General features: G+C 43.9%; 24 protein-coding genes. 11 read left to right on the top strand and 13 right to left on the bottom strand.

The genetic code is table 11. The features are described 5' to 3' along the window. Positions 1 to 39: 39 nt before the first annotated feature. From eat to eutC, 3 genes are read left to right on the top strand one after another with little or no spacing between them, the layout of a single operon-like run. On the top strand, positions 40 to 1,389 hold the full coding sequence (gene eat, locus GSY63_RS09275) for an ethanolamine permease (RefSeq protein ID WP_166585506.1): 1,350 nt from the start codon (positions 40 to 42) through the stop codon (positions 1,387 to 1,389). 1 nt (position 1,390) lies between these two features. Continuing rightward, entirely contained in the window at positions 1,391 to 2,767 is a 1,377-nt protein-coding gene (locus GSY63_RS09270) for an ethanolamine ammonia-lyase subunit EutB (protein ID WP_166585505.1), read from the top strand. Positions 2,768 to 2,775: 8 nt separating this feature from the next. Then, positions 2,776 to 3,531: an ethanolamine ammonia-lyase subunit EutC gene (eutC, locus tag GSY63_RS09265; RefSeq protein WP_166585504.1), complete on the top strand. Its 756-nt coding sequence runs from the start codon at positions 2,776 to 2,778 to the stop codon at positions 3,529 to 3,531. Between the two features lie 53 nt (positions 3,532 to 3,584). Here eutC and GSY63_RS09260 read toward each other — a convergent pair whose 3' ends face one another. The 4 genes from GSY63_RS09260 to GSY63_RS09245 all read right to left on the bottom strand — a co-directional run bounded on the left by GSY63_RS09260 (position 3,585) and on the right by GSY63_RS09245 (position 7,517). Beyond that, the gene (locus tag GSY63_RS09260; protein ID WP_166585503.1) at positions 3,585 to 4,163 is read right to left on the bottom strand and encodes a hypothetical protein; all 579 of its coding nucleotides are present in this window, start codon (positions 4,161 to 4,163) and stop codon (positions 3,585 to 3,587) included. A gap of 196 nt (positions 4,164 to 4,359) precedes the next feature. Next, a complete protein-coding gene (locus GSY63_RS09255) occupies positions 4,360 to 5,748 on the bottom strand; it encodes an outer membrane beta-barrel protein (protein WP_208094500.1) in 1,389 nt (462 codons plus the stop codon). Between the two features lie 43 nt (positions 5,749 to 5,791). Then, positions 5,792 to 6,958: a M20 family metallo-hydrolase gene (locus GSY63_RS09250; RefSeq protein WP_166585502.1), complete on the bottom strand. Its 1,167-nt coding sequence runs from the start codon at positions 6,956 to 6,958 to the stop codon at positions 5,792 to 5,794. Positions 6,959 to 6,971: 13 nt separating this feature from the next. Next, positions 6,972 to 7,517, bottom strand: coding sequence for a GNAT family N-acetyltransferase (locus tag GSY63_RS09245; protein WP_166585501.1), 546 nt, complete (start codon positions 7,515 to 7,517; stop codon positions 6,972 to 6,974). A gap of 270 nt (positions 7,518 to 7,787) precedes the next feature. Between GSY63_RS09245 and GSY63_RS09240 the strand changes: the two genes are divergently transcribed. The 3 genes from GSY63_RS09240 to GSY63_RS09230 are packed head-to-tail and all read left to right on the top strand — an operon-like array spanning position 7,788 to position 9,951. Then, positions 7,788 to 8,270: a carboxymuconolactone decarboxylase family protein gene (locus GSY63_RS09240; RefSeq protein ID WP_166585500.1), complete on the top strand. Its 483-nt coding sequence runs from the start codon at positions 7,788 to 7,790 to the stop codon at positions 8,268 to 8,270. Between the two features lie 46 nt (positions 8,271 to 8,316). Further along, complete coding sequence (locus GSY63_RS09235; protein ID WP_166585499.1) at positions 8,317 to 8,661, top strand: YciI family protein; 345 nt, start codon at positions 8,317 to 8,319, stop codon at positions 8,659 to 8,661. Between the two features lie 48 nt (positions 8,662 to 8,709). Next, positions 8,710 to 9,951 (top strand): RNA polymerase sigma factor, encoded by a 1,242-nt coding sequence (locus GSY63_RS09230; RefSeq protein WP_166585498.1) that lies wholly within the window; start codon positions 8,710 to 8,712, stop codon positions 9,949 to 9,951. A gap of 10 nt (positions 9,952 to 9,961) precedes the next feature. Here GSY63_RS09230 and xth read toward each other — a convergent pair whose 3' ends face one another. Next, positions 9,962 to 10,738 (bottom strand): exodeoxyribonuclease III, encoded by a 777-nt coding sequence (gene xth, locus GSY63_RS09225; RefSeq protein WP_166585497.1) that lies wholly within the window; start codon positions 10,736 to 10,738, stop codon positions 9,962 to 9,964. Positions 10,739 to 10,882: 144 nt separating this feature from the next. Here xth and GSY63_RS09220 point away from each other — a divergent pair, with 144 nt between their 5' ends. Together GSY63_RS09220 and GSY63_RS09215 are read left to right on the top strand one after the other, a co-directional pair. After that, positions 10,883 to 11,662 carry a MerR family transcriptional regulator gene (locus GSY63_RS09220; RefSeq protein ID WP_166585496.1) on the top strand — a complete coding sequence of 260 codons (780 nt, stop codon included), beginning with the start codon at positions 10,883 to 10,885 and terminating at the stop codon, positions 11,660 to 11,662. Positions 11,663 to 11,814: 152 nt separating this feature from the next. Then, positions 11,815 to 12,528 (top strand): M17 family peptidase N-terminal domain-containing protein, encoded by a 714-nt coding sequence (locus GSY63_RS09215; RefSeq protein WP_243749190.1) that lies wholly within the window; start codon positions 11,815 to 11,817, stop codon positions 12,526 to 12,528. Positions 12,529 to 12,532: 4 nt separating this feature from the next. On the opposite strand, the gene rlmF is transcribed toward GSY63_RS09215, so the two are convergent. Continuing rightward, positions 12,533 to 13,492, bottom strand: a complete 960-nt coding sequence (gene rlmF / locus GSY63_RS09210; protein WP_166585495.1) for a 23S rRNA (adenine(1618)-N(6))-methyltransferase RlmF — start codon at positions 13,490 to 13,492, stop codon at positions 12,533 to 12,535. Between the two features lie 189 nt (positions 13,493 to 13,681). Here rlmF and GSY63_RS09205 point away from each other — a divergent pair, with 189 nt between their 5' ends. Together GSY63_RS09205 and GSY63_RS09200 are read left to right on the top strand one after the other, a co-directional pair. Further along, positions 13,682 to 14,452 carry a helix-turn-helix domain-containing protein gene (locus GSY63_RS09205; RefSeq protein ID WP_166585494.1) on the top strand — a complete coding sequence of 257 codons (771 nt, stop codon included), beginning with the start codon at positions 13,682 to 13,684 and terminating at the stop codon, positions 14,450 to 14,452. A 77-nt stretch (positions 14,453 to 14,529) separates the two neighbouring features. Continuing rightward, positions 14,530 to 14,952, top strand: coding sequence for a VOC family protein (locus GSY63_RS09200; RefSeq protein ID WP_166585493.1), 423 nt, complete (start codon positions 14,530 to 14,532; stop codon positions 14,950 to 14,952). A 91-nt stretch (positions 14,953 to 15,043) separates the two neighbouring features. Here GSY63_RS09200 and GSY63_RS09195 read toward each other — a convergent pair whose 3' ends face one another. The 6 genes from GSY63_RS09195 to GSY63_RS09170 all read right to left on the bottom strand — a co-directional run bounded on the left by GSY63_RS09195 (position 15,044) and on the right by GSY63_RS09170 (position 22,699). Beyond that, positions 15,044 to 17,404: an ABC transporter permease gene (locus GSY63_RS09195; protein WP_166585492.1), complete on the bottom strand. Its 2,361-nt coding sequence runs from the start codon at positions 17,402 to 17,404 to the stop codon at positions 15,044 to 15,046. Positions 17,405 to 17,754: 350 nt separating this feature from the next. Next, positions 17,755 to 19,110 (bottom strand): alkaline phosphatase family protein, encoded by a 1,356-nt coding sequence (locus GSY63_RS09190; RefSeq protein ID WP_208094499.1) that lies wholly within the window; start codon positions 19,108 to 19,110, stop codon positions 17,755 to 17,757. A 70-nt stretch (positions 19,111 to 19,180) separates the two neighbouring features. After that, a complete protein-coding gene (locus tag GSY63_RS09185) occupies positions 19,181 to 20,389 on the bottom strand; it encodes a sensor histidine kinase (RefSeq protein ID WP_208094498.1) in 1,209 nt (402 codons plus the stop codon). 299 nt (positions 20,390 to 20,688) lie between these two features. Then, positions 20,689 to 21,027, bottom strand: a complete 339-nt coding sequence (locus GSY63_RS09180) for a zinc ribbon domain-containing protein YjdM (protein ID WP_166585491.1) — start codon at positions 21,025 to 21,027, stop codon at positions 20,689 to 20,691. Positions 21,028 to 21,179: 152 nt separating this feature from the next. Then, entirely contained in the window at positions 21,180 to 21,938 is a 759-nt protein-coding gene (locus GSY63_RS09175) for an SDR family NAD(P)-dependent oxidoreductase (protein WP_166585490.1), read from the bottom strand. Positions 21,939 to 21,946: 8 nt separating this feature from the next. After that, a complete protein-coding gene (locus GSY63_RS09170; protein WP_166585489.1) occupies positions 21,947 to 22,699 on the bottom strand; it encodes an SDR family NAD(P)-dependent oxidoreductase in 753 nt (250 codons plus the stop codon). Positions 22,700 to 22,803: 104 nt separating this feature from the next. Here GSY63_RS09170 and GSY63_RS09165 point away from each other — a divergent pair, with 104 nt between their 5' ends. Then, entirely contained in the window at positions 22,804 to 23,160 is a 357-nt protein-coding gene (locus tag GSY63_RS09165; protein ID WP_166585488.1) for a winged helix-turn-helix transcriptional regulator, read from the top strand. 190 nt (positions 23,161 to 23,350) lie between these two features. Here the strand turns inward: GSY63_RS09165 and GSY63_RS09160 are convergent, their stop codons facing one another. After that, the gene (locus tag GSY63_RS09160) at positions 23,351 to 24,391 is read right to left on the bottom strand and encodes a methyltransferase (RefSeq protein WP_166585487.1); all 1,041 of its coding nucleotides are present in this window, start codon (positions 24,389 to 24,391) and stop codon (positions 23,351 to 23,353) included. Positions 24,392 to 24,413: the final 22 nt, after the last annotated feature.

Raw genomic sequence — 24,413 nt, 5'->3', positions numbered from 1 at the left:
CACCTGCTTTTTAGTATCTTAAAGCGGGTAAATTGGGTTATGATCAAAGCATCTGCAGAAACACTTACGCGTACCTTAAAGCCAATACATTTGTGGGCTATTGCCGTAGGCCTGGTTATATCGGGCGAATACTTCGGCTGGAATTATGGCTGGGGTGTAGCAGGCACCATCGGCTTTCTAATCGCCACGCTTGTAATTACCGTAATGTACGTTACGTTTATATTCAGCTATACCGAGCTTACCACGGCTATACCACATGCAGGCGGGGCTTTTGCCTATAGCTATCGCGCTATGGGGCCTCTGGGCGGGTTAATTGCAGGCTATGCCACTTTAATTGATTTTTTGCTGGCCACACCCGCTATTGCTTTCGCATTGGGCAGTTATTTACATTTTCTCTACCCGGCCATACCGGTGCTGCAATCGGCTTTGTTTTTTAATGTGGTGTTCATCTTCATCAACATTTTAGGGGTAAAAGAGTCGGCTACGTTTTCGGTTTTCATAACGGTGTTGGCGGTTGCCGAATTGCTATTGTTTATGGGGGTCATCAGCCCCCATTTTAAAATGGCAAACTATGTTGCCAATCCAATGCCATTTGGATGGACGGGCATTTTCGCCGCCTTGCCCTACGCCGTTTGGTTTTACCTGGCGATAGAGGGCGTAGCCATGGTGGCCGAAGAAGTGAAAGATCCCGAAAAGAACATACCCAAAGGATATATATCCGGTTTAGCAACCCTCGCGTTTTTGGCTCTCGGCGTAATGATCTTAACAGGAGGCATTACCGACTGGCGCAAACTCAGCAATCTCGATTACCCTTTACCGGAGGCCATTGCCGTAGTGCTGGGAAAAGGCAACGGTTTAACAAAAATATTTGCCAGTATTGGCTTGTTCGGCCTTATTGCATCTTTTCATGGCACTATACTGGCATCGTCGCGGCAGGTATTTGCTATGGCGCGGAGCGGTTATTTACCTCGCGGCCTGGCTAAAATCAATCATCGGTTTAAAACGCCGCATTGGTCGGTTATTGCTGGGGGCTTTGTAAGTTTTGCCGCTTTATTAACAGGCACAACCAGTCAGGTTATTATCCTCTCAGTGCTGGGTGCAGTGGTAATGTATATGATGAGCATGATCAGCCTGTTTATGCTGCGCAAAAAAGAACCAGGTTTAAACCGCACATTTCGTGCGCCGTTCTATCCCCTATTTCCGGCAATAGCTTTAATCTTATCTGCAGTTTGCCTGGTGGCCATCATTTATTATAACCTTACCGTAGGCTATATTTTCTTTGCCGGCTTAGCTGCGGCTATACTCATTTTCGTACTTACCGGAAAGCACAAGCAAGCCATAACAGACGATGCACTTTTAAAACAAGCCACTGCCGTAACCCTCGAATAATATGGCTTATCAACACACCATACACCAGCGGGTTTACCGGTTCGAAGATCTGAAAGATCTGCTGGCGAAGGCTTCGCCATTACGTTCGGGCGATGTGTTGGCGGGAATTGCAGCGGCTACCTACGAAGAACGCGTAGCAGCGCAAATTACATTGGCCAATGTGCCTTTGAAACAATTTCTGAACGAAGCGTTAATTCCATATGAAACGGATGAGGTTACCAGGCTCATTATAGATAGCCACGATACCAATGCTTTTGAACCCATAGCCCATTTAACAGTGGGCGAGTTTCGCGACTGGCTACTTGGCGATGAGATTGATACTTCAACATTGCAGAACCTGAAATGGGCACTTATGCCAGAAATGGTTGCTGCGGTATCCAAACTAATGCGAAACCAGGACTTGATTGCCGTAGCCCAAAAGTGCGAAGTGATTACAAGGTTCCGAAACACCATCGGTTTAAGAGGGCACTTCTCCACACGTCTGCAACCCAACCATCCAACTGATGACCCCAAGGGCATTGCGGCCAGCATGATAGACGGATTACTTTACGGTAGCGGCGATGCGGTTATAGGCATTAATCCTGCTATGGATAGCCCCGCCAGTGTAAGTAATTTATTGGAGTTGATCGATGCGTTGCGACAACAATTTGAAATCCCGACGCAGTCGTGTGTACTAAGCCATATTACTACAACGCTCGATCTGATTAATCGTGGCTCCCCGGTTGATCTATGCTTTCAGTCTATTGCGGGCACACAGCAAACCAATAGTAGTTTCGGCATCAACCTCGATCTTATTACCGAGGCCTATGAGGCAACATTGTCATTAAACCGGGGTACTGTTGGTAATAATGTAATGTATTTCGAAACAGGACAGGGCAGTTCACTATCCGCCAATGCACATCATGGCGTCGACCAACAGACCTGCGAGGCGCGGGCTTATGCCGTCGCCCGAAAGTACAACCCGCTACTGGTAAATACCGTGGTTGGCTTTATCGGCCCCGAATATTTGTACGATGGTAAACAGATTATCCGGGCTGCTTTAGAAGATCATTTTTGCGGTAAATTATTGGGGCTTCCAATGGGTGTCGACATTTGTTATACCAATCACGCCGAAGCCGACCAAGACGATATGGATAACCTGTTAACCTTACTGGGTGTAGCGGGATGCAATTTTGTAATGGGCATTCCCGGCTCTGATGATATTATGCTCAACTACCAGTCCACCTCGTTTCACGATGCCTTGTATTTGCGTAAGGTACTTGGCTTGAGGCCTGCCCCTGAATTTGAACAATGGTTGCTTAAACAAGGTATTACAGATGAAAAGGGCCGACTTACCCATAGCCAGGCCATGGGTAAACTAATCGATCATTTATTCTAACAACGACCATGAAGAAGCCTGCCATAAAAATTGCCGATCCCTGGGACTCTTTAAAAGAGTTTACTGCTGCACGTATAGCCATGGGCAGGGTAGGTAGCAGCATACCGTTAGCCCAATGCCTTGAATTTAAACTCGCTCACGCTCACGCCCGCGATGCTGTGTATTCGACCTTAAACAGCGAAGCCATCATCTATTATTTAGATCACCTGGATATACCCATCATAAAGCTGCACAGCCAGGCGCAAAACCGCCAGCAATACCTGCAACGCCCTGATCTGGGCAGACTACCGGATGAACTAAGCGTTCGGACTTTACAGGAAAATGCAGGAGCGTATGACATCAGTATTATAATTGCCGATGGCCTATCAGCGCATGCGGTAAATAGTAACGCAGTGCAGTTGGTTGAGGCATTGGTGAAGTTATTCCGATCGGCAAAGTATAATCTGGCCCCAATTTGTGTTGTTTCACAGGGCCGTGTTGCATTAGCCGACCATATAGCGCACGGATTAAATGCCCGCCTCTCTGTTATGCTTATTGGCGAACGGCCGGGGTTGAGCTCGGCAGATAGTGTAGGAGCTTATTTAACCTATAACCCTAAACCGGGTTTAACAGACGAATCGCGCAATTGCGTATCTAATATCCGGCCCGAAGGCCTGCTTCATGAACCTGCTGCCCAAAAGATCTTTTACCTGGTACAGGAAGCGTTTAGAAGAAAGCTGTCGGGTGTTGGCCTTAAAGACAATGCAGGTTTACTACCCTCTTAAACCAAAAAAGCCCCGGCATTACACCGGGACTTCAGTAGTCAGTAGTTAATATTTTAGTTTTCTGCCAGCACTTTTGGGTGCTCAAAGTACAGGTACTTAACTTTGTATTGCTTAGCAGCGCTATCAAAGCTGATCAAATCTGCATCGCTGCGAAAGTTGTTTTGTAAGCTGTAACGAAAGTTAGCGCGCGTTGCGAAACTCGCGGCTAAGTTGGCAATGGTAAGTTCTTTAATCGGCTGACCATTAGCTACACTATAGAAATAATGCGTTGATGGCTTATATCCTTTAGTGTGTTGCGCCAACTTTTCGCGGCTGTATAATGTAAAGCCTGCGGTGTCAATTATCTGGTAAGCATCGTTGTTGTAAAAACGGTAATCCTGGTTATTTAACCGATAACCAAAAATTTCGCTTTTGCTTAGCTTTACCTTTTTGCCCTGGTTAATCACACTAATGCTATTACCGCCTAAAAAGGTGTTCAATTGCAACTTATCATTCGCTCCCAGCTGGTAGCTTAATTTGTGTGTTTTGTAATCATTAGTGTTAAGGTAAATACCATTAGCATTTTGTGCTTTTGAGGCAATACCCTGTAACATAAGGATAGCAGCCAGAAGCACTTTGATTGAAGTTTTCATTTTATTATTAGTTGATGTTTATTCCCTTCTAATTCTCCCCACGAAGTAGATTCCCGATTGGTTGTCGCAGTGTCGCCTGCCTGTCTAATAACGCTCAAAAATACATGCTGAAGGCCTTTTACGGCAACTTTTAACAGCATTATTACACAATATTTACACTCATTTGGGATACATCTGATAGTCAGCAAGTTTGATATTAAAACCGCACCAGCAACGCGCCTATAAACCGTGTTTCTGATTTTACCAGATCGGGTTCAAAGTCGCCAACAGGAGTGGTATTGTATCCATCAGGTGATGTTACGCCGCCATGGCCTGCAAAATAGGGTACGTTAACATGGCGGTGTACCAGTTCGATACGGAAGGTTAGATAATCGTTGGGCATAAAATCGAGTGTTGTGGAGTAATCGTAACCCTTAAAGCTATCGCCGGGGTTTGCGGAAAACGGATGTGTACCAACAGCTCCTGTATTTACTGCAGGTATGGGATTGGCATCGCCCGTTGGGTATAACACCAGGTAGCGGCCAGGGTTGTTAATAAAACCACCGCCTACGGTCCAGCCAATGTGGCCTCCATCTAACCATAACCGGTGATAAACCATTCCGCTGGCAAAATATTGTGCAGGGCCTTTAATTGGGTCAGAAGAAAAACCGTTTACGCCGGCGCCACTTTCGTTGCCAATATCGCCGGTCATAGAGAACGCAGCCCGGGTAATAAACTTCCCTTTAGGATTATTGTAATAACGCACCTCGATGCTGTTATCGGAATGGAAACGCTTACGACCGGGTTTGTCTTGTGTATCTGCCCCATAATAGTTGTTGGTTAACCCCTGAAACCACTCCACCGGACGCCATAAAATCTGCCCACCAATGCCTGGCCTACTGTTAAACATGCCATACGATTGCCAGCCGTTAATTAACCACGGTTCGATCTTTAACTTATCGGACACGAAGATCTGCACACGGATACCATTAAAAAACCAGGGTGTGTTATCAGAAGTGAACGACGGCTGATAGGCCCAGTTTTCGGCATTATAATAGGAGAACAATCCGACGTACGACATGAATAAACCGGCGTCCACATTGATGCCATGTAGCGCATTGAAGTGGTAACCTGCATTGGCTTCGCTCAAATAACGATATGCAGTCGAGAGGTCGAACTGCCCGCGGGTAACGCTCAAATCATTACGTGGTACTACGGTAGATCGTGTACCAAATTGGGTTAATAAACTTGCTCTTATGTTATCGTAATGAAAGTCGCCCCCGAACGCAATGGTAGAAATTTCAAATTCATGGTCGCGGGCCAAAGCTGTAGAACCAACCACCGTATGGTCAACCGGGTTATGGTTAGATGCTGTATAGTTCATATCGAATAAGAAACGGCCAGTAAAATATTTGGTGTCGAGCAAAGCTTTGTGGCGACGGTCATTTCCGTTAAGCCATGTAAAATCGCCAAATGCAAAAGGCTCACTTTTAGTTTTTACCGTGTCTTTAGCTAACGTATCGGCAGGTGCCGTAACCGGTTTTTCTTCGGCATTGGCAAAAAATAAGGACATACCAAGAGCCGCAGATAATAGAAGTTTTTTCATTTTAAATTATTGTGTTTGTGTTTTTATATCGGCCTAAGGCCAATTAGTTGTTGAGGTATCCGAGTTCGTTTTTATACCCGGTTGGGTTATTGATAAGTGTGAGGGGCAGGGCTTCGAGCAGCTTGATATATAAGCCGATTCCTTTTTTGATCTCTTCGAGGAAAATAAACTCGTCTGAAGAATGTGACCGGGCCGAATCACCGGGGCCAATCTTTACAGACGGGATATCCAGCCAGGCCTGGTCTGAAGTAGTAGGCGAACTATAGGTTTTGCAGCCGATTGCCAAACCTGTTTCGACTATCGGGTGATCCAGCGGTACCGATGAAGCCCCCAAGGCGCCGGGTCGTACAATAAATTCCGACGAAATATTCTTCTTAATAGTCTCCAGTATCTCGTGGTGCGAAAACACATCATCGTTACGGATGTCTACTGTAAACTCGCACTTGGCAGGTACAATATTATGCTGCAAACCGGCTTTAATAGCGGTTATAGTCATCTTAACAGACGGCAAACCGAAGGCTTGCTGTTGAAATTGATAGGAGCGAAACCATTCGAGATCCTTCATACATTTATAGATCGCATTGTCACCTTCTTCGCGAGCGGCATGGCCCGAGCGTCCGGTGCTAACACAATCTATCACCATGTTCCCTTTTTCGGCAACCGCCATTTGAAGCAGCGTAGGCTCGCCTACTATAGCGAAGGCTAATTTGCCCAACACGGGTAAAATGAGTTTAACACCGTTGCTCCCCGAGTTCTCTTCTTCCGCAGTGGCAGCAAAGCAAAGGTTGAAACCGAGGCCCTGATAACTATAATAATGAAGAAAAGCGGCTAATAACGATACTAAGCAACCACCAGCATCATTACTTCCAAGGCCATATAATTTACCGTTAGTTACCTCGGCGCAAAAAGGGTTTTTAGTATAACCCTCGTTGGGCTTTACGGTATCTAAATGCGAGTTTAATAAGATGGTGGGTTTGCTCTCGTCGAAGTATTTATTGTAGCACCAAACATTGTTTCGTTTACGTTTAACCTTTACGCCATAGTTTAGTAAATGCTCTTGAACCATATCGGCAGCGACAGATTCTTCGCCACTGAAAGACGGCGTTTCTATTAATTTTTGCAGCAGGGCTACCGATTCGCTAAATAGCAGCGAACTTAAAGGCAGCGTTTCCCTAACAGTCACGGGGGCCTGTTTTATATGCTTTATCATGGTGTTTTTGTGATTAGTTTAATTGGGGATTGAACAGCATGGCGGTACAAAGACAGTTGCACCTGTTCTTAGATTCGAGTATGTTATAGTTTACGCAGCTTTTGCAACCATCCCAAAAGCGGGCCTCGTGGACTACTTCGGCATAGGTTACCGGTTCGAAACCCAAGCGGGTGTTCATTTTCATAATAGCCAGGCCAGATGTAATGCTGAATATTTTGGCGGAAGGATATTTATTACGAGACAATTGAAAAATCTGATCTTTGATCTCAGATGCAACACCATTGTTGCGATGCTTAGGTGATACAATTAGGCCGCTGTTCGATACAAATTGTTCGTTGTCCCAGGTTTCGATGTACGAGAAACCAACCCACTCGCCCTGCTCTGTTACCGCAACAACCGCCTTGCCGTCGTTTATTTTTTCGATAATGGAGGCGGCAGACCTTTTGGAGATACCAGAGCCCCTCGCTATTGCAGAACATTCCATTTCATGAATGATCTGGTCGGCAAACATCACATCAGATGCGATTGCCAACCTTATAATTATTCGTTCACTTTCCATTTTGATATTATTTCAATTGCCGTATTAAGCAACTGTGATGGCGGGTATGCCAAAAGAATGCCCATGCAAGTCGCAAAGCACCAAAATGTGCCCTATCATGTTTAAAAGGCTGTTTTATTTTGGAGATAAGATGGGGGGCTCGAAAAAAGCCTCTCAAAATGGAAGGTCTGTTTTTCAAAAAAGATTTTTTTTCGAATGATGTCCAATTCCGGTAACCTCATGCATCATTGAGGTGTAATTCGATTTTAACAACCATAAAAAATTAAGAAAATGGAATCAAGGATCAATCCCTTCGCATTAGGACAAAATGCAATGAAAGTTATGTATGGCTTTGCTACGTACCTGTCTAAATCTTCAATCGAAAAAAATCTGCTGGAGCTTATTTATTTACGTGTATCGCAAATTAACGGTTGTGCTTATTGCCTGGATATGCATGCAAAAGATTTGCGCGCCGCTGGCGAAACAGAACAACGCCTGTACCTTTTAAACGCGTGGCGCGAAACCGACCTTTATACCGAACGCGAATGCGCAGCACTAGCCTTTGCAGAAGCGGTTACCAAACTCAGCAACGGCCACGTGCCCAACGAGGTTTACAGCGCAGCAGCAGAACAATTTACCGATACCGAAATGATAGAGCTAACCATGGCTGTCATTGCAATTAACAGTTATAACCGCGTTAATATTACCTTTGGTGTAAAGGGTGGCAGTTACGTAGTTGGCCAACACGCGGCACCTGCTACGCAAGCAGTATAAACCAGGTTTTAATTCATAAATTCAATTGTTATTAACATCAGGTATCATGAAAGATTTTGCATTGGTATTTCGCCAACCCAATTATGACTATAGCAAGTTTACACCCGAAGATTTTGAAGCCCTTAACGTAAAGTGGCAAAATTGGATGGGTAATATAGCAGCACAAGGGAAACTGGTAAACAATGGCACCCGGCTATCGCCCGAGGGAAAGGTGTTGAAATCCGGAGGCGTAATCACCGACGGTCCCTTTGTTGAAATAAGGGAAATGCTAGGCGGGATAGTTGTCATTAGAGCTAATGATCTGGACGAGGCCACAACCCTTGCCCACGGCTGCCCCGCAGTTGACAATGGTGGAAGCGTAGAAATTCGCCCGATATATACAGGTGCTTAAACCTGCGTTACAAAGCCCGCGTTACCTTCGCGGGCTTTGCTTTTAACTATGAAAAATCAACACGAATTTTTAAAGCAGCTGTTTCAGCAGGAATTTGCCAAAATGGTGGCAGTGATCAGCAAGCAATATGGTTTGCAACACATTGAGCTTGCAGAGGATATTGTAAGCGAAACCTTTCTGTTGGCTACTGAAACCTGGGGCGATAAGGGTATTCCGCAAAATCCGGCCGCCTGGCTATATACAGTTGCGAAACAAAAAACACTTTACCATTTCAGGAGGAACAAGATTTTCGAAGAGAAAGTAATCCCCCAGGTAACCTTAACTCAGGAAACAAATACCGAAATGGGCGAACTCAATTTCTCGCCGCAATACATTAAAGATAGCCAGCTGCAAATGCTTTTTGCTATATGCTCGCCAGCTATTGCCAGCGAAGCACAAATTGGTTTAGCCTTACGTATCCTTTGCGGTTTTGGTATTGATGAAATTGCCGAAGCCTTCTTATCCAATAAAGAAACCATCAACAAACGCCTCTTCCGTGCCAGAGAAAAACTGCGCGCCGACAATGTAAAGATGGAACTACCGCCCCCCGGCGAGATCAATAATCGTTTAGATAATGTACTTCACATCATTTACCTGCTGTTTAACGAGGGCTATTATTCTAAAACCCAAAATCAGACCCTGCAAAAAGAGCTGTGCATCGAGGCCTTGCAACTTGGCCTAATGCTTACCGAATATGAAACTACCAATTTGCCGCAAACCAACGCGCTTATTGCGTTAATGTGTTTTCATGCCTCGCGGTTTGATGCCCGGGAAAATATTGATGGTACAACAATATTATACGATAAGCAGAATGCAGAACTGTGGAATGCCGACCTTATTAACCAAGGCGTGCATTTTTTAGAACTATCCGCCAAGGGCAATGAGGTTACGTCTTATCATTTGGAGGCTCGCATTGCGTATTGGCATTGCCAAAAAGAAGACACGCATCAAAAATGGCAGAGTATTTTGCAACTATACAATCAGCTGCTCATGATCAATTATTCGCCCGCAGTGGCGCTGAACAGAACTTACGCACTTTACAAAGCAAATGGTTGGCAGGAGGCCTTAACCGAAGCAGAAAAGTTAAAGCTGGAAAACAACCACTTTTATTTTCTGCTACTTGGCGAACTCTACCAACATCAAGACTATGCGAAAGCCCTGTTAAGCTATCAAAGAGCTTATGACCTAGCTAAAACTTCGACGGAAAGAAATGGCATTCAGGGAAGGATTGATAGCCTTATGCCGAAATAACTTCACAGAACTATTTATCAGCCAATTCTATCCAAACCGGGCCATGATCGCTGCTTTTTTCCCATCCACGTACATTGCGGTCTACACCGGCTGCTACCAGGCGGGCATCTGTTTGAGGATTTAATAAGAAATGGTCGATACGCAAACCGGCATTACGGCCATAAGCATCACGGAAATAGTCCCAAAAGGTATAAATTGTTTCGGTTGGATAAAGCTTCCTGATAGCATCTGTCCAGCCCTGGGCCATCAACTTTTCAAAAGCCTCCCGCGTTTCTGTGCGAAAGAGGGCGTCTTCAACCCAACGCTCGGGTTTATAAACATCGTGGCCTGTGGGGATCACGTTGTAATCACCCGTTAAAACCACCGGCATACCAGAGGCCCACAATTCAGCTGCGTGTAGCCTAAAACGTTCCATCCATCCTAGCTTATAATCAAATTTTGGACCCGGTGCAGGGTTACCATTCGGCAGGTACAGGCATCCAATTACAATACCATTCACAACAGCCTCTATATACCGGCTGTGCAGATCTTCCGGATCGCCGGGTAATACGCGGCGACGCTCCTCAATTTCGGCATTGCGGGCCAGTATCGCCACACCGTTCCAGCTTTTTTGTCCATGCCATATCGCGTTATAGCCAGCTTCCTTAATGGCTTCTTCCGGAAATTTCTCTTGCGGAGCTTTCAATTCCTGCAGGCAGGCTACATCGGGCTGTGTTTCTTCGAGCCAGCGGAGCAGCACCGGTAATCGTCCGTTTACACCATTAACGTTGTAGGTCGCTATTTTCATGATATGAGTGAATGTGGTTTAATCAAAGATATTGTTATAAAAAACAAGTCGATTTCCGGTTTTAAACTTTTTTTCAAAAAACACTTGACTCTAACCTTAGGTCATAGCTTAGCTTTGTGATAAGCAATTTATTTTAAGCACTATATGGCAACTCAATTAGCTGTAAAACAATTGGCAAACCTGGCCGGGATAAGCGTCCGCACATTACACGTGTATGATAAGATTGGCTTGCTGAAACCATCCATTCGCACTACTGCCGGTTACCGTTTATATGGCGAAGAGGAACTTTTGCGTTTACAGCAGATCTTGTTTTACAAAGAACTCGACTTTCCGTTGAAGGAGATCATCAGCATACTCGACGATGAAAATTTCAACCTGGTAAACGCCCTGCACGAACACCAAAAGGCGCTAATCATTCGAAGAAACAGACTCGACACTTTGCTTAATACCATCGATAAAACAATCACGAATTTAAAAAATAAGACTATGGATAATTACGAAGAGCTATATGAGGGCATGCCCAAAGAGCAGATAACGGCCATCAGAAATGAGGCTATTGAGAAATGGGGAGAGAACGCGGTACTCCGTTCGGAAAAAGCTTTGCTCGAAATGCCTAAAATGGACATCAACCGTTTAAAGGCCGAACAGAAAGATATCACCAACCAACTCAGGTTTAAGTTTCTCGCTGGCCAAGCTCCAGAAAGCGAAGAAGTGCAGGAACAGATTGCACGTCATTACGCCAACATCCGTAGCTTCTGGGGCGTATCCGACCCAACGGATTTAAAGGCCGCCCAATATAAAGGCCTTGCGGAACTCTATACATCGGATGAGCGTTACATTACATCTGACGGTAAGGCCGACGCCGAATTTGCAGCCTTTTTACGTCGGGGGATGATTCGTTTTGCCGACAGAATGTTGAGGTAGAGGACGACTTTTGTTCATTTCGTCAATAGCTATTAGCGGTAGGTAAAAACTATGCCATATTTAATGCAGAGGAGCTTTAGTACCTCATATTATATCTAATTTAAACATGTCTACTAATTGATATAATGATGAAAAATTTAAAACCCCTATTAATGCAATACCTATTTACCCTAGCTCTTTTAATAATAACATTAAATACCGCTGATGCGCAAACAACGGAAACTGCCATCCCTGCCACTTCAGGTACAAGCGTTATTTGGGGTAAGGTAGATGGTGTTACAATTGAAGGATTAGTGCAAGGCCCATCTGGCGCAAATACCGATTTACAGGTGGCTTGCGTTTTCGAATATACTGAGGGTGATATTTTTAATTCGCCGCCGGCGCTGCCCGCCAATTTAAACGGCATGGTGCATTTAGACGAGGCGCTTAACGGCATTATTACCGAATTACGCAAAACCGGGAAGTTTAAAGGACATGCCTTCGAAACTTTATTAATAACGCCACCGGTTGGAATGCTGCCTTCAAAAAAACTTCTTTTGATTGGCCTTGGCGACAGAAATAAATTCGGCCCGGATATGATGATAACCATCGGAAGCGTGGCAATGAGCGAAGCCTTGCGCCTCGGTGTAACCAACTACGCTTTTGCAAGTGATTTGAAAGATGCCGGTATCGATTCTCCAACTGCATTGGTAGCTCAAAACGTTGTGCTGGGCTCGTTCGAAGCATACAGAACCCAGCAATTGCTAAAGGACAAAAAACTGTCGGATTATAAACCCTTAGCAAAGATCTCACTACTTGCCGGCCCAACGTTTTATATGGAGGCTGGAAAAGGAATTAAAGAAGCAATTGTTGAGTTAAATAAATAACAACTTATCGTCCCCTCATCCAGTTTTGTTGTCCGGCTTCATCAAAGAAAGTCCAGGCCACAACCCGGCTTACCTTTTGGCCTTGGGCCATGTTAATGGTTTTAACATTAGTTGCTTTAGTACGCTCTAACGCTTTATAAACAATCGGCAACGAATCTTTTTTGGATACAAGTGTAGAAAACCAAAGGCACTGCTCGGCAAATAAAACGCTTTGCTCAACCATTTGTCTAATAAAAGCGGCTTCGCCGCCAGGAGTCCAAAGCTCATTGTTTTTACCTCCGAAGTTTAGCAAAGCCTTGGGCAACCTGCCGCCATTGAGGTTCTCCCATTTTTTGTTGGTGCCTGCATGTGCTTCTTTTAGCGATGCGTGGAAGGGCGGGTTACAAATCGTAATGTCGAATTTATCGTTGGGTTTGATAATCCAGTTGAAAATCTCCTTGCGGTTGGTTTGCTGACGAAGCTCGATCAGCGGCTCCAAATTTTTATTTGAAGATACAATTCGCTTGGCCGATTGAATAGCCCCCGGGTCGGTATCAGATCCAACAAACGACCAGCCATAAACGCTGCTGCCAATTAAAGGATATACACAATTAGCGCCAACTCCAATATCCAGCACCTTCACCTTACTACCAGTTGGGATGGTTCCACCATTATTTTCGGCCAGCAAATCTGCCACGTAATGAATATAATCCGCCCTGCCTGGAATGGGTGGGCAAAGATACCCGGCAGGAATATCCCACTCATTAACCTTGTAAAAATGCTTTAACAGCGCCTTGTTTAAAGCTTTAACCGCATCGGGGTTACTGAAATTGATCGACTCGTTGCCATACTGGTTAACAGACACAAAATCCTTCAATACCGGGTTGCTTTGGCGCAGCTTCTTAAAGTCGTACATATCCCTGTGCACATTCCGTGGGTGCAGGGTATCCTTTTCGGTTGGCTTTGAGTTTGGTTGTTGCGGCATAATGCTTCGGGCGTGTAATTTCCAAAGGTACGGAATAAAAAGATGCATGTATGGTTATACGACGCCAATACAAATCAAAGGCACAATTATTCAAATTGGTACGGGTTAAAAACATTTCGTAATTTTCAATTACAATTGGATGCACTCGTATGTGGTAAATATTTTCTGAATTTGACCAATATATAGCCAATGAAAGTAAAACATCTTATGCCTCACGCGAAACTTTCGGAATACGTTGAGCGGGTCTTGACGATAGAAAGCGGCGCGCTTTTAGAGCCCTTTTCTTTGGCCTTATTCGCTAATGGCATGCCAACCCTGCTTTTTAGTTCGGCAAAGGGTAGCCTTAACAATAATATAGCAGGCAATATCACGCTGTTTGGTCAAACAGTTTCTCCGGGCACGCTGCTACTTAACGAGCCGTTTACCTTAATTGCCTATTTCTTTAAACCCATTACCCTCTGCTCGCTCTTTAACGTATGTGGGGGGGAGTTAACCAATAACCCAGTCGATCTCAATTTAATTGCGTCCTCAAAAATTACACCCCTACAGGATCATCTGCTTAACATTTCAAATACAGATGATATGCTTTTACTACTCGATAACTATATAGCAGATTTAATAGCCAAAGCAAAAACAGGCTACTCTGCTATACAATACGCGGCGCACAGCATTGCACATAATCCTTCAAAAAACACACTTGCAGCAGTGCAAAAAGAGCTATACTTCTCGGAAAGAACATTTCAGCGAACCTTCGAAAAGCAAATTGGCATTAACCCCAATCTGTATAGGCGTATCTGTCAGTTTAACGCAGCTTTTCAACAATTAAATAGTAGACGTTATGATAAATTGTCGGACATCGCATTTGAAAATGGGTATGCCGATCAAAGCCATTATATCCGCAGCTTTAAAGAGTTTACCAACATTACCCCGAAGGACTATTTCACCGATACCCGATCTTAATAGTGAATTACGATTGTCGGTTTTGTTCTATTTTTTGCAGATGCCTGCTGTTAATTTTGAGTATAAAACAAAAGAAAATGGCAAACACAATGTATCCCTGCTTATGGTTCGATGGCAATGCCAAAGAAGCTGCAACTTATTACTGCGAGATTTTTAAAAACTCGAAAATAACCGATGAAAATGCTTTTGCAGTAGGTTTTGAGTTGAACGGAAATAAATTTATGGGCTTAAATGGTGGGCCTAAATATAAGTTTACCCCGGCAACATCCTTTGTTGTAGAATGTGAAACCCAACAAGAGATAGACTATTATTGGAACAAGTTAGGCGAAGGTGGCCGCTATGATCAATGCGGTTGGCTCGACGACAAATTTGGCGTATCCTGGCAAATTGTACCGGCAGTATTAAAAAGCCTGCTGGCCGACCCGCAAAAGGCACCAAAGGTCGCGCAAGCGTTCATGCAAATGTCAAAGTTTGATATCGCAACGTTAGAAAATGCCTGATGGGCATAAAACAAGATGCCTTCAGGTTTTAAACTGAAGGCATCTCAGATGTTTCTTACCATTCAGATCCAAAACTCATCCGCTCGAGTCTCTACTCGCTCCTTAAACTTTTCACCGGGTTGGCCAGCGCCGCTTTGATGGATTGAAAACTGATAGTAACAAATGCGATAACGATGGCTATACATGCGGCCAGCACAAAAATGGTCCAGTGGATGGGTATGCGGTAGGCAAAAGCACTTAACCAGTTAGTCATGGCGTACCAGGCCAACGGCGTCGCCACAACGATGCCAATGAGTACCAATTTGATAAAATCCTTAGCCAACAAGCCCACAACACCCGTAACCGAAGCACCCAATACCTTGCGCACCCCGATTTCGCGGGTACGTACCTGGGCGGTATAGGCTGCCAGGCCCAAAAGGCCTAAGCATGAGATTAGTATAGCCATGCCGGCAAAATAATTAAACAGGGTGCCTTCGCGTTGTTCTCCCTGGTAAAGATGGTTGAAAATATCATCGAGAAAGTTATAAGAAAAAGGGAACTCGCCATTGTATTGTTTAAACTGACTACCTGCTGCGGCTATGGCTGCAGCCGCGTTACCAGTACGGGTTTTTATGTATAGCGTTTGGTAAACGCTGGGGCGATAAAAGAAAATGGCAGGTGCAATTTTTTCGCGCAAGCTGGCAAAATGAAAGTCTTGAACTACACCGATAATTACGCCGTTTGTTTTTTGGAAACGAAAGGATTTGCCGATAGGGTCTTTCATCCCGATTTCTTTTACGGCAGCTTCATTAAGAATAAAGTGGGTAGAATCGGCTACGGCACCGCTGAAGCTGCTGCCCAATCGCATTTTCAACTTAAAAAATGAGATAAAATCCTTATCAATTCCCATGGGGTGAAGGATAAAGGTTTGGCCTGTTGCTTTGCCCTCCCATGAATTATCACCAGAGATCATGCCATTGCTGATAATGTTGCCGGTTGCCCGGGTTACGCCTTCAATACTGGGTTGTTTTAAAAGTTCGGCCTTTACAGCATCGTAATGGCTTGCGGCATCACGCATCCAAACACCGAAAACATGCGTTTTATCATATCCCAAATTTTTTGATTGAATATATTTGAGTTGCTGTGTGATAATTAAAGTACTTACAATAAGCATTACCGAAAAAGTAAATTGAACAACCACCAATATTTTACGAAAAAGGGCATCGCCAATACTACCGCTTATCTTTCCTTTTAACGCTTTTAAAGGCTCGAAGGATGATAACAGCATGGCCGGGTAAATGCTGGATAATGCCAGGGTAGCTATTACAGTTATGGCTATAATAATCCAAATGTGTGGATCGAGCAGATTGAACACCAGTTGTTTGCCGGCCAGTTGGTTAAATACCGGCATTAACAGGTAGATGGCGAATAACGCAAATATGGTAGCGATGAGGAACAATAACGCAGTTTCGGTTAGGAATTGTGTAAATAACTGTGCCTTACCCGCTCCGATAATTTTGCGCATGCTGATCTCTTTAGCGCGCAGCAACGAGCGTGCTGTAGAAAGGTTTACATAATTGATGCAGGCTATTAATAGAATAACCAGGGCTATGATGATAAAAATGCGTACTGTTTGGATGCCACGATCGGTACCATCGGCATTATACAAGTGCATTTTGTTGATGGGTAGCAATAGGTAGTCAGCATCGGTATCTTCGGCGCGGTGCTTAATGTGTATTTTAAATAAATCGGCCGAGAGCTTTTTTAACGATGCGCCAGGTTTTAGTTTAAAATAGGTTTGATAACTGTAATTACTAAAATCGGCATTCACATCGAACTTGCTGTTCACCAGTAAATATTTCACTTGGTAACTCATGGGCATAATCATATCAAAGTTAATGCTCGAGTTAAGTGGAAAATCGTCAATAACTCCGCTCACAGTAAAGTTTTCCTTACCCTCAGCTGCAATCACTTTACCAAGGGCGTCGGCAGTACCAAAATATTTTCGCGCCGTGCTTTTGGTTATTACAACAGAGTTATCGTTTGCGAAAGGTTTGGCTTTATTTCCCTCTATTAGCGGAAAATCAAAAACGCTGAAAAGAGAAGGATCGGCGAAAGCCACGTTTTGCTCGCCAAAAGCTTTTTCCTTGTATTTATATAGCGTAAAAAACCAGTTGGGAGTTATGCGCACCTGGTCTTGCACATCACTTAGCTCTTGTTTAGCCAGCGGCCCCATAGGCGCCACCGTACTTTCCCAAATTTGTTTACTGGCCCCTGTGCCACCAAAAAGCTCTACACGATAAATATTATCCGTGTTTTTATGGAATCCATCAAAACTTAACTCATCCTGCACCCAAAGCAAAATCAGTATACCAATGGCCAGCCCGGCGGTAAGTCCGGCAATATTGATAAATGAATAAAATTTGTTGCGAAATAAATTCCTCCAGGCGGTTTTAAAGTAGTTTCTAAGCATGACAACAGCAGGTTATTGAACTTATTGTATTACAAAACCATGCCACCTTTTCAAACAGCTGATTAACAATAACTTAAAGCAGAGTCCATTTCCTCTTTCGTTCGGAAGCGGACGATTTGCGTGCGGTTGTATTACAAAGCCCCTTTGTATTTACCTGCCTGTGGGTGAGCATCGACGTTTGCCATGGATGCCCAAGTCGCTAACTACATCAAAGATATTTTTGGCTGCCATATTTTTACACAAAGAAAGCTTTCAGATTTTCGTCTGAAGGCTTTCTCGCCCGTCGGTAGTTCCGGCGGGAATCTAACACACATCCGACGTTTTAATGTCTATTTTACGTATTCACAAACCTACTTTTTGACAGGTGCGAGAATACCCGGATATAGTACGCCATCCGTTTTTAGGTTAAGCCCAAGCAAGTTTGCAATTAGTGGGGCAATATCTTCCTGCCCTATAAGCGGTAACACAATACCTGGCCGAATGCCGCGACCAAATGCCACAAAACCGGTTTGGATTTCTTTAAAATCTGTTGGCAAGTAACCGTGGGTACCTCCCTTTACCGCCGTCAACAATTCGCCTGTGGCGGTAGAACCAAAGCTAATGCCCTGATAAGCTGCTAGGGCCAACGCTGCGTTTGGATCGCCCTGGGCTTCGGCAAGTTGCTTTTTATCCAATACATGAAAAAGCTTTTTAACACCATCAGGTAAATCGGCGAGTGCTTTGTTTACTTTTTCTAAGCTTGCTTTATCTTTCGGATCGCGTAGATGCAGAAATGCCGAGCCGCCGCTGCCCTGGAAATAGGCTTTCCAGTTCTCCTTGTTAGCATCATCATACAGGCCAATTTTTGCCAGCATTACATTAGGATTAAACAGCGTGTGGATATCAACAAAGCCATGATCACCGGTGATAATGAAAGTTGTATTCTCGCGTATCCCTGCTACCTGCACAGCATCCATAATCGTTTTTATAGCCACATCGGCACCCTCAACGGCCGAACGTACTTTATCGCCATCGCGACCCTGTTCATGTTCAAAATGATCTGTAAGCGCAATATGAACGGCCAAAAAAGCTGGCTTGTATTTGCGAACAATATAAGCTGCCATGCGTGCCTTATTTTGGTCGCTGTTGTAAAAATCGAACGAAGCTCCAAATTCGCCAAACTTGCCTATCGCGTTATCCTGTACTTCCTGAAACAGCGATTTAGGGTTCGACTCGTCGTATAGTGCTTTGATCTCGTCGCTTTTTTCGCCTTTACCTTTTGGTAATATAACATATTCGGGTAGGTTATAATCTATCGGCGCGCCGACAGTTACCGGCCAGCTTACACCAGCAGTAGTGAGTCCGGCTTCTTTAGCAGCGGTCCACAAGGTAGGTACCTTAATATCTTTGTAATACCAAAACCATTTGCCGGTAATGCCCAATGGCTCTACAGGTGTGTTATAATAAATACCGTGTTTAGCCGGCAACACGCCGGTTACAATAGTAGTGTGCGACGGATAGGTAACCGTAGGGAAACTTCCGCGAACTCCCTGAGCGTAAGAACCGGTTTTCATGCCGTTGCGCACGTTCACCATTCCCCACGATGGGTCCATATAAAATTCGGGGCGTAGGCCATCGATACTAAGTAATACAACATGTTTTTCCTGGGCGTGTGCCATCGACGCCACCAGTAAACACGCGGCAAGACTTTTGAATAAGTTTTTCATAGATTTTGCCCAAAAATATCCGATTGGGGTAGTCTATGAGTTAACGGGAGATTAAGAGTGTATTAAGGTTCTACTCCGGGTCCGGCTTCGAAGCAATAAAAATAAAAAAGGCCGAACCCTGCCCGAAAATACTTTCGAAGCCGATACTTCCGCCTTGCCGCTCTATAAACTCTTTGCATAGCAACAATCCCAAACCTACGCCTCTTTCGTTATTAGTGCCAAAAGCGGGTTCAGAAGTTATGCGAAAAATATTCTCCTGTTCGGCAGGGGCGATGCCTTTTCCATTATCACTCACTGTTAATTTGCATTTGCCGCCGAGTATTAGGGCATCTATATTGATCGCGCCTCCTTTAGGTGTAAACTTAATGGCATTGCTTACCAGGTTACGCACCACTAATTGCAGCATATCGGTATCGGCAATTACGGTTATTGTATCGTCGAGGTTATAATTTAAAGCGATGCCTTTTTTTTCTGCAAGAGTTTTCTCCATATCTAACGTGCTTCGTAATGCCGAAAACAGGTTGAGCGTCTGCAAGTTTATGCTGGGCCGTTCCATTTGCGATTTTGTCCAGTACAGCAAATTGGATAGCATTTGCATAGTGTTATTGGTAGCGGCCAGCAAATCTTTTTCTAATTCAGGCCGCTCGGTTTTGTCGATTGCATTTTCGTTAAGCAGCCGCAGATAACTTTGAATGTTAATGAGAGGTGCCCGCATATCGTGCGAAATGATGGACATCAGCTTATTCTTTTCCGCATTGCTTTGCTCAAGCAGGCTTTTTTGTAGCGTTATCTCTTCATTTCTTAATTCTACTATGTTCTTCTCCTTATCATAACTCCGCCTGATAAATTTAATAATTAAGTAAATGGTAACTACCGGGATCGGAAAAGCAGTAATACGGTCGATGAACATCCCTTTGGCGCCACTAAAAGGATATTGTACCAATGTAGGGTAGTAATATCCAATGGCATGAAGAATCAAAAAAGTTAGCACGTAAATTATTAACCAGGCCAAATGCTGGCGGTATGGAGAAATGGCTAAGAGCAGTAATAAGTAAGCCGGCCATATTAAATCGGTAGAGCCATTGATACCCGAATTGGCAAAATAATTTACAGAGAAAATAATTAACCCGGCTAGCCCAAATACGACGTCATTATGCTTTTTATGATGATACCGCGAATAGTAATACTGATAAAAAAAGACAGCAGCAAGTATAAGACACGATAAGGAAGCCACATACATCCCTGCATATAAGTCGTACGGAATATAAAAGCAAGCCAAGGCAATAATACAGACACTTATAGAATGAAATATCCTACTCTCTAGTGAGAACGCATAGGTTTCTCCTACAAGCTTAAGCCAAAAATTATTGATCTTTTTAATACAGACAAAATTGGAGACAGCAAATTATTTTTTGGCATCGCAATTAAACTGGCGGCAAACAAGGCAGCCAGTTTCAACTGTGCGAAAAGTAAATATTTTATTCTGAAGTTAAAAAAATGTGACATGTAAAAATCATACAACTGGTTGGGGTAAACAAAATAGTGTATGACGTAAGTCAAATGCTTGTCAGTGCCTACCTATGTCTTTTTTACAAATTCAGATTTAAGCGTCATTGCACCGAATCCATCGATCTTACAATCAATATTGTGATCGCCCTCTACCAAACGAATGTTTTTAACTTTAGTGCCTGCCTTTATACTTTGCGATGAACCTTTCACCGGCAGGTTTTTTATCACCACTACCGCGTCTCCATTTTGCAGAATATTGCCGTTACTATCTTTCACCACCAACTGGTTATCCCCGATAATATCTTCTTCCGCACTCCACTCGTGGCCGCATTCTGGACAGGCCAACAGGTTTTCCATTTCGTAAGTAAAGGTTGATTTGCACAAGGGGCAAGGAGGTAGCTCTATCATATTAACGTTTTGACAAAGGTAAACTGTTAACCGTAATTAGTTATGCTAGTATCGTCCTAACCGGCGTTTAATTCATAAAAAAAAGTTGCCAATGCTATTGGCAACTTTCAAGGAAGGGAAGCTTCAAAAGCCCCTGATTTACGATATTTTGTTTAGAAACCATACATACCGCCCGAAACAGAAATTTGCTCTCCTGTAATCCAGGCGGCATCATCCGAGGCTATAAAAACAACGGCTTTCGCTATGTCTTCGGGTTGGCCTCGGCGGCCAAGCGGTGTATTGGCAATAAACATTTTTTCGTACTCGCTGCCGGCAGTTACGCCCGCACTGGCTGCACCTTCTGTTTCTGTAGCACCCGGTAAAATAGAATTAATACGAACGTTTTTTGCACCCAGTTCTTTCGATAATGCAATGGTGAAAGCATCTAACGCAGCCTTAGTTGCAGAGTACAGGGAGGCCGAGGGAAGCGGGTATTTGCTGGCACCCGAACTGATATTGATAATATTCCCGCCTTTGTCTCCAAATAATTTCAATGCTGCCTGAATAGCTAAGACAGGCCCTAGTACATTGACATTGAAACTCTGGTGAAAAGCCTCCACCGATATCTGTTCTATAGGTGCGTACCCTTGAGAAACCGCGTTGTTAACTAAAATATCTAACGTGCCGAACGCTTTCCGGGTTTCTTCAAATAACCTGTTTACATCTAACTCATTAGATACATCAGCCTGTACTGCAATAGCTATGCCTCCGTTTTCGGTTATGGCTTTCACTACCTTATCAGCTCCCTCTCTGCTCGAAGCATAATTCACCACAACCTTTGCGCCTTCGGCAGCGAAGTGTTTCGCGATAGAGGCACCTATTCCTTTTGAAGCACCGGTAACTACCGCTACTTTGTTTTTTAATCTGTTCATATTGAAAATTATTTAGCTAAATAGGTCATACCGCCATCCACAATAAGTTCGGCACCAAGCATAAATGAAGAATCGTCAGAGGCCAGGAAAACCGCTATTGTGCCAATGTCGGCAGGTTGACCAATCCTGCCTATCGGCATTTGATCTGCAAAGTGTTTTTTTACAGCTTCAATTTGCTCTGCGGGAACAAACTTGTCAAACGCCGGTGTATCTGTTGTTCCGGGTGTTATTACGTTTGCCCTGATCTTTCTATCTAAAAGGTCGCTCGAAAATCCTTTTGCTAAATAGATCACGGCTGCTTTTGCAGCACCGTACAGCGTAAATGATGGATAAGCGCGGTGGGCTGCATTTGACCCGATCAGGATAATAGAACCGCCCTCATTCATATAGGGTAATGCTTTTTGAACAGTGAAATACACACTTTTCAAATTCAGATCAATTGCCTTGTCAAAGTCGGCTTCGCCAAAGGTCGCCACAGTTCCAACGGCTCCGCCACCTGCATTGGCTACAACCACATCTATTTTACCAAATCTTTCAGCTGTTTCTTTAAATACTCTTTCTAGGTCGTCAACATTGGTTACATCGGCATTTATGGCTATAAAATTTTCTCCAAGTTGAGCCACGGCACTTGTTAAAGTTTCCTGATTTCTGCCGACAATAGCCCCGACGGCGCCTTCATTTCTAAATGCCTCAGCAATACCCAATCCGATACCGCTATTGCCGCCTGTAATTACGGCAACTTTATTTTTTAACTTACTCATTGTTTCTTTCTTTAATTATTGAGCAGCAAAGGTAGAGCAATCAAGTTATTTTAAGTAACTTTGTACTGAAAAGTAATAGTAACATCGGTGTAACTAAGTAACATATGAAGTGCGCAATAACAGAGTTCCAGCAGGAACAAAAGAAAAGAATGAGGTCTGTTCAGGATGCTATGGACGCCTTGAACGGGAAATGGAAAATCGCTATTATCTCGTCTATTTGCTGTTACGGTAAAAGAAGATTTTCTGACATTCTGAACGATGTTGAAGGCGTTTCTAACAGAATGCTGAGCAAGGAATTAAAGGAACTGGAAATAAACCAGCTGGTAAAACGGACTGTTTTAGCCACACAACCCATAACCGTTGAATACGAACTAACAGAACACGGCAATACGCTGCAAACCATCATCACAGAACTTTCGGATTGGGGAACGGTACACCGAAAGAAGATTGTAGGGAAATAATATGTTGGGTGTTGATTCGCTTTAGTTACAGACAGCACGCGTGCGCAGCGAGAACCAAGTTTGATTGCCTCCCTTGGGTGGGCCGAGAAAATCTCCCGAACACATATCGTGCTGTCACCGTATCATCCATTTCACAGAAAGGCTGTGACAACTCCAACCTTAGGCTGAAAAACATTAACGTCATGTTTACTTACTTATACGCTATCGCCGCGCTTGAAGGCCCCACCAACGGGAGCAGCGAGGTTGATTTAAACCCAACAATATTTGCCCATTTGTTGAAATCGGCAAAGGTGTAATCGAATCCCGTTCCTGTTTCAATAAGCATATTTAAACTCATCATCATACCAAAAACGTTTTGCTTTCTTTCATCATCTATTATGCCTTCTATAGCTACAAACGCGCCATTATCAGGCAACGCCTCATAGGCTTTTCTCATTAACGAAATCTTATTTTCTTCGTTCCAATCATGCAGGATATTTCCCATTACCACTATGTCTGCATCGGGTATTGGCATGGTGAAAAAGTCGCCGCTTGCGGCTTTCACGCGATCTGGCAATCCGAATTGCTGTATGGTAGCATTTGCAATGGGCTCAACCGGCGGCAGGTCGAAACTTGTACAATGCATATGGGGATTATGCTTTGCAACCATAACAGAAAGCAGGCCAGCTGAACCGCCCACATCAATCAAGGTTTTATATTTCGTAAAATCGAACTTTTGGGCGAATGTTATAAAATTACCCATTTGGATGCCGCTCATGGCGTGGGTAAATTCATTCAGTTTTTCGGGATCTTTATAGATCAGGCCGAAAAAATCTTCGCTCCTTTTTGCTTCATTTTGCGGAAGCCCTGTAAGCAACCCCTCGCCCAGGTTGCCCCAGAAACCATATAAACGGTTGTTCATCATTTCGAGGATGCCTCCAATGTACGACGGCTTATTGCTATCTAAAAATGTATCCGTATCCACCGTATTGGAGTAAATAGCTGTTTCTAAAACCCCATCACGCTTTAAAAAACCAAACCCGGTTAAAGCATCTAAAAAATCATATACATGCCTGTTTGCGCATTTAAGCCCTAAAATGTCTTTAACATCTTCGGCTTTCATCGTTTTCTTTTCGGCAACTATGGTGAATAGCTGAAAGCTCACGGCGGTCAGAAGAATTTTTGAAGCCCAAAAGCCCGTACCAATTTTCATAATGTTTTCGGGCGATGGCTGGTTAGGTTGCTGTTCCATTTTTCCTTAATTGATTATCGGT

The organism is Mucilaginibacter agri (genome assembly GCF_009928685.1).
GTDB lineage: Bacteria > Bacteroidota > Bacteroidia > Sphingobacteriales > Sphingobacteriaceae > Mucilaginibacter > Mucilaginibacter agri.
This window is presented reverse-complemented; position numbering and strand designations above follow the sequence as displayed.

Coding starts and splice junctions, on each gene's coding strand:
- eat (WP_166585506.1), top strand. CDS start 40: ATGATCAAAGCATCTGCAGAAACACTTACGCGTACCTTAAAGCCAATA.
- GSY63_RS09270 (WP_166585505.1), top strand. CDS start 1,391: ATGGCTTATCAACACACCATACACCAGCGGGTTTACCGGTTCGAAGAT.
- eutC (WP_166585504.1), top strand. CDS start 2,776: ATGAAGAAGCCTGCCATAAAAATTGCCGATCCCTGGGACTCTTTAAAA.
- GSY63_RS09260 (WP_166585503.1), bottom strand. CDS start 4,163: ATGAAAACTTCAATCAAAGTGCTTCTGGCTGCTATCCTTATGTTACAG.
- GSY63_RS09255 (WP_208094500.1), bottom strand. CDS start 5,748: ATGAAAAAACTTCTATTATCTGCGGCTCTTGGTATGTCCTTATTTTTT.
- GSY63_RS09250 (WP_166585502.1), bottom strand. CDS start 6,958: ATGATAAAGCATATAAAACAGGCCCCCGTGACTGTTAGGGAAACGCTG.
- GSY63_RS09245 (WP_166585501.1), bottom strand. CDS start 7,517: ATGGAAAGTGAACGAATAATTATAAGGTTGGCAATCGCATCTGATGTG.
- GSY63_RS09240 (WP_166585500.1), top strand. CDS start 7,788: ATGGAATCAAGGATCAATCCCTTCGCATTAGGACAAAATGCAATGAAA.
- GSY63_RS09235 (WP_166585499.1), top strand. CDS start 8,317: ATGAAAGATTTTGCATTGGTATTTCGCCAACCCAATTATGACTATAGC.
- GSY63_RS09230 (WP_166585498.1), top strand. CDS start 8,710: ATGAAAAATCAACACGAATTTTTAAAGCAGCTGTTTCAGCAGGAATTT.
- xth (WP_166585497.1), bottom strand. CDS start 10,738: ATGAAAATAGCGACCTACAACGTTAATGGTGTAAACGGACGATTACCG.
- GSY63_RS09220 (WP_166585496.1), top strand. CDS start 10,883: ATGGCAACTCAATTAGCTGTAAAACAATTGGCAAACCTGGCCGGGATA.
- GSY63_RS09215 (WP_243749190.1), top strand. CDS start 11,815: ATGCAATACCTATTTACCCTAGCTCTTTTAATAATAACATTAAATACC.
- rlmF (WP_166585495.1), bottom strand. CDS start 13,492: ATGCCGCAACAACCAAACTCAAAGCCAACCGAAAAGGATACCCTGCAC.
- GSY63_RS09205 (WP_166585494.1), top strand. CDS start 13,682: ATGAAAGTAAAACATCTTATGCCTCACGCGAAACTTTCGGAATACGTT.
- GSY63_RS09200 (WP_166585493.1), top strand. CDS start 14,530: ATGGCAAACACAATGTATCCCTGCTTATGGTTCGATGGCAATGCCAAA.
- GSY63_RS09195 (WP_166585492.1), bottom strand. CDS start 17,404: ATGCTTAGAAACTACTTTAAAACCGCCTGGAGGAATTTATTTCGCAAC.
- GSY63_RS09190 (WP_208094499.1), bottom strand. CDS start 19,110: ATGAAAAACTTATTCAAAAGTCTTGCCGCGTGTTTACTGGTGGCGTCG.
- GSY63_RS09180 (WP_166585491.1), bottom strand. CDS start 21,027: ATGATAGAGCTACCTCCTTGCCCCTTGTGCAAATCAACCTTTACTTAC.
- GSY63_RS09175 (WP_166585490.1), bottom strand. CDS start 21,938: ATGAACAGATTAAAAAACAAAGTAGCGGTAGTTACCGGTGCTTCAAAA.
- GSY63_RS09170 (WP_166585489.1), bottom strand. CDS start 22,699: ATGAGTAAGTTAAAAAATAAAGTTGCCGTAATTACAGGCGGCAATAGC.
- GSY63_RS09165 (WP_166585488.1), top strand. CDS start 22,804: ATGAAGTGCGCAATAACAGAGTTCCAGCAGGAACAAAAGAAAAGAATG.
- GSY63_RS09160 (WP_166585487.1), bottom strand. CDS start 24,391: ATGGAACAGCAACCTAACCAGCCATCGCCCGAAAACATTATGAAAATT.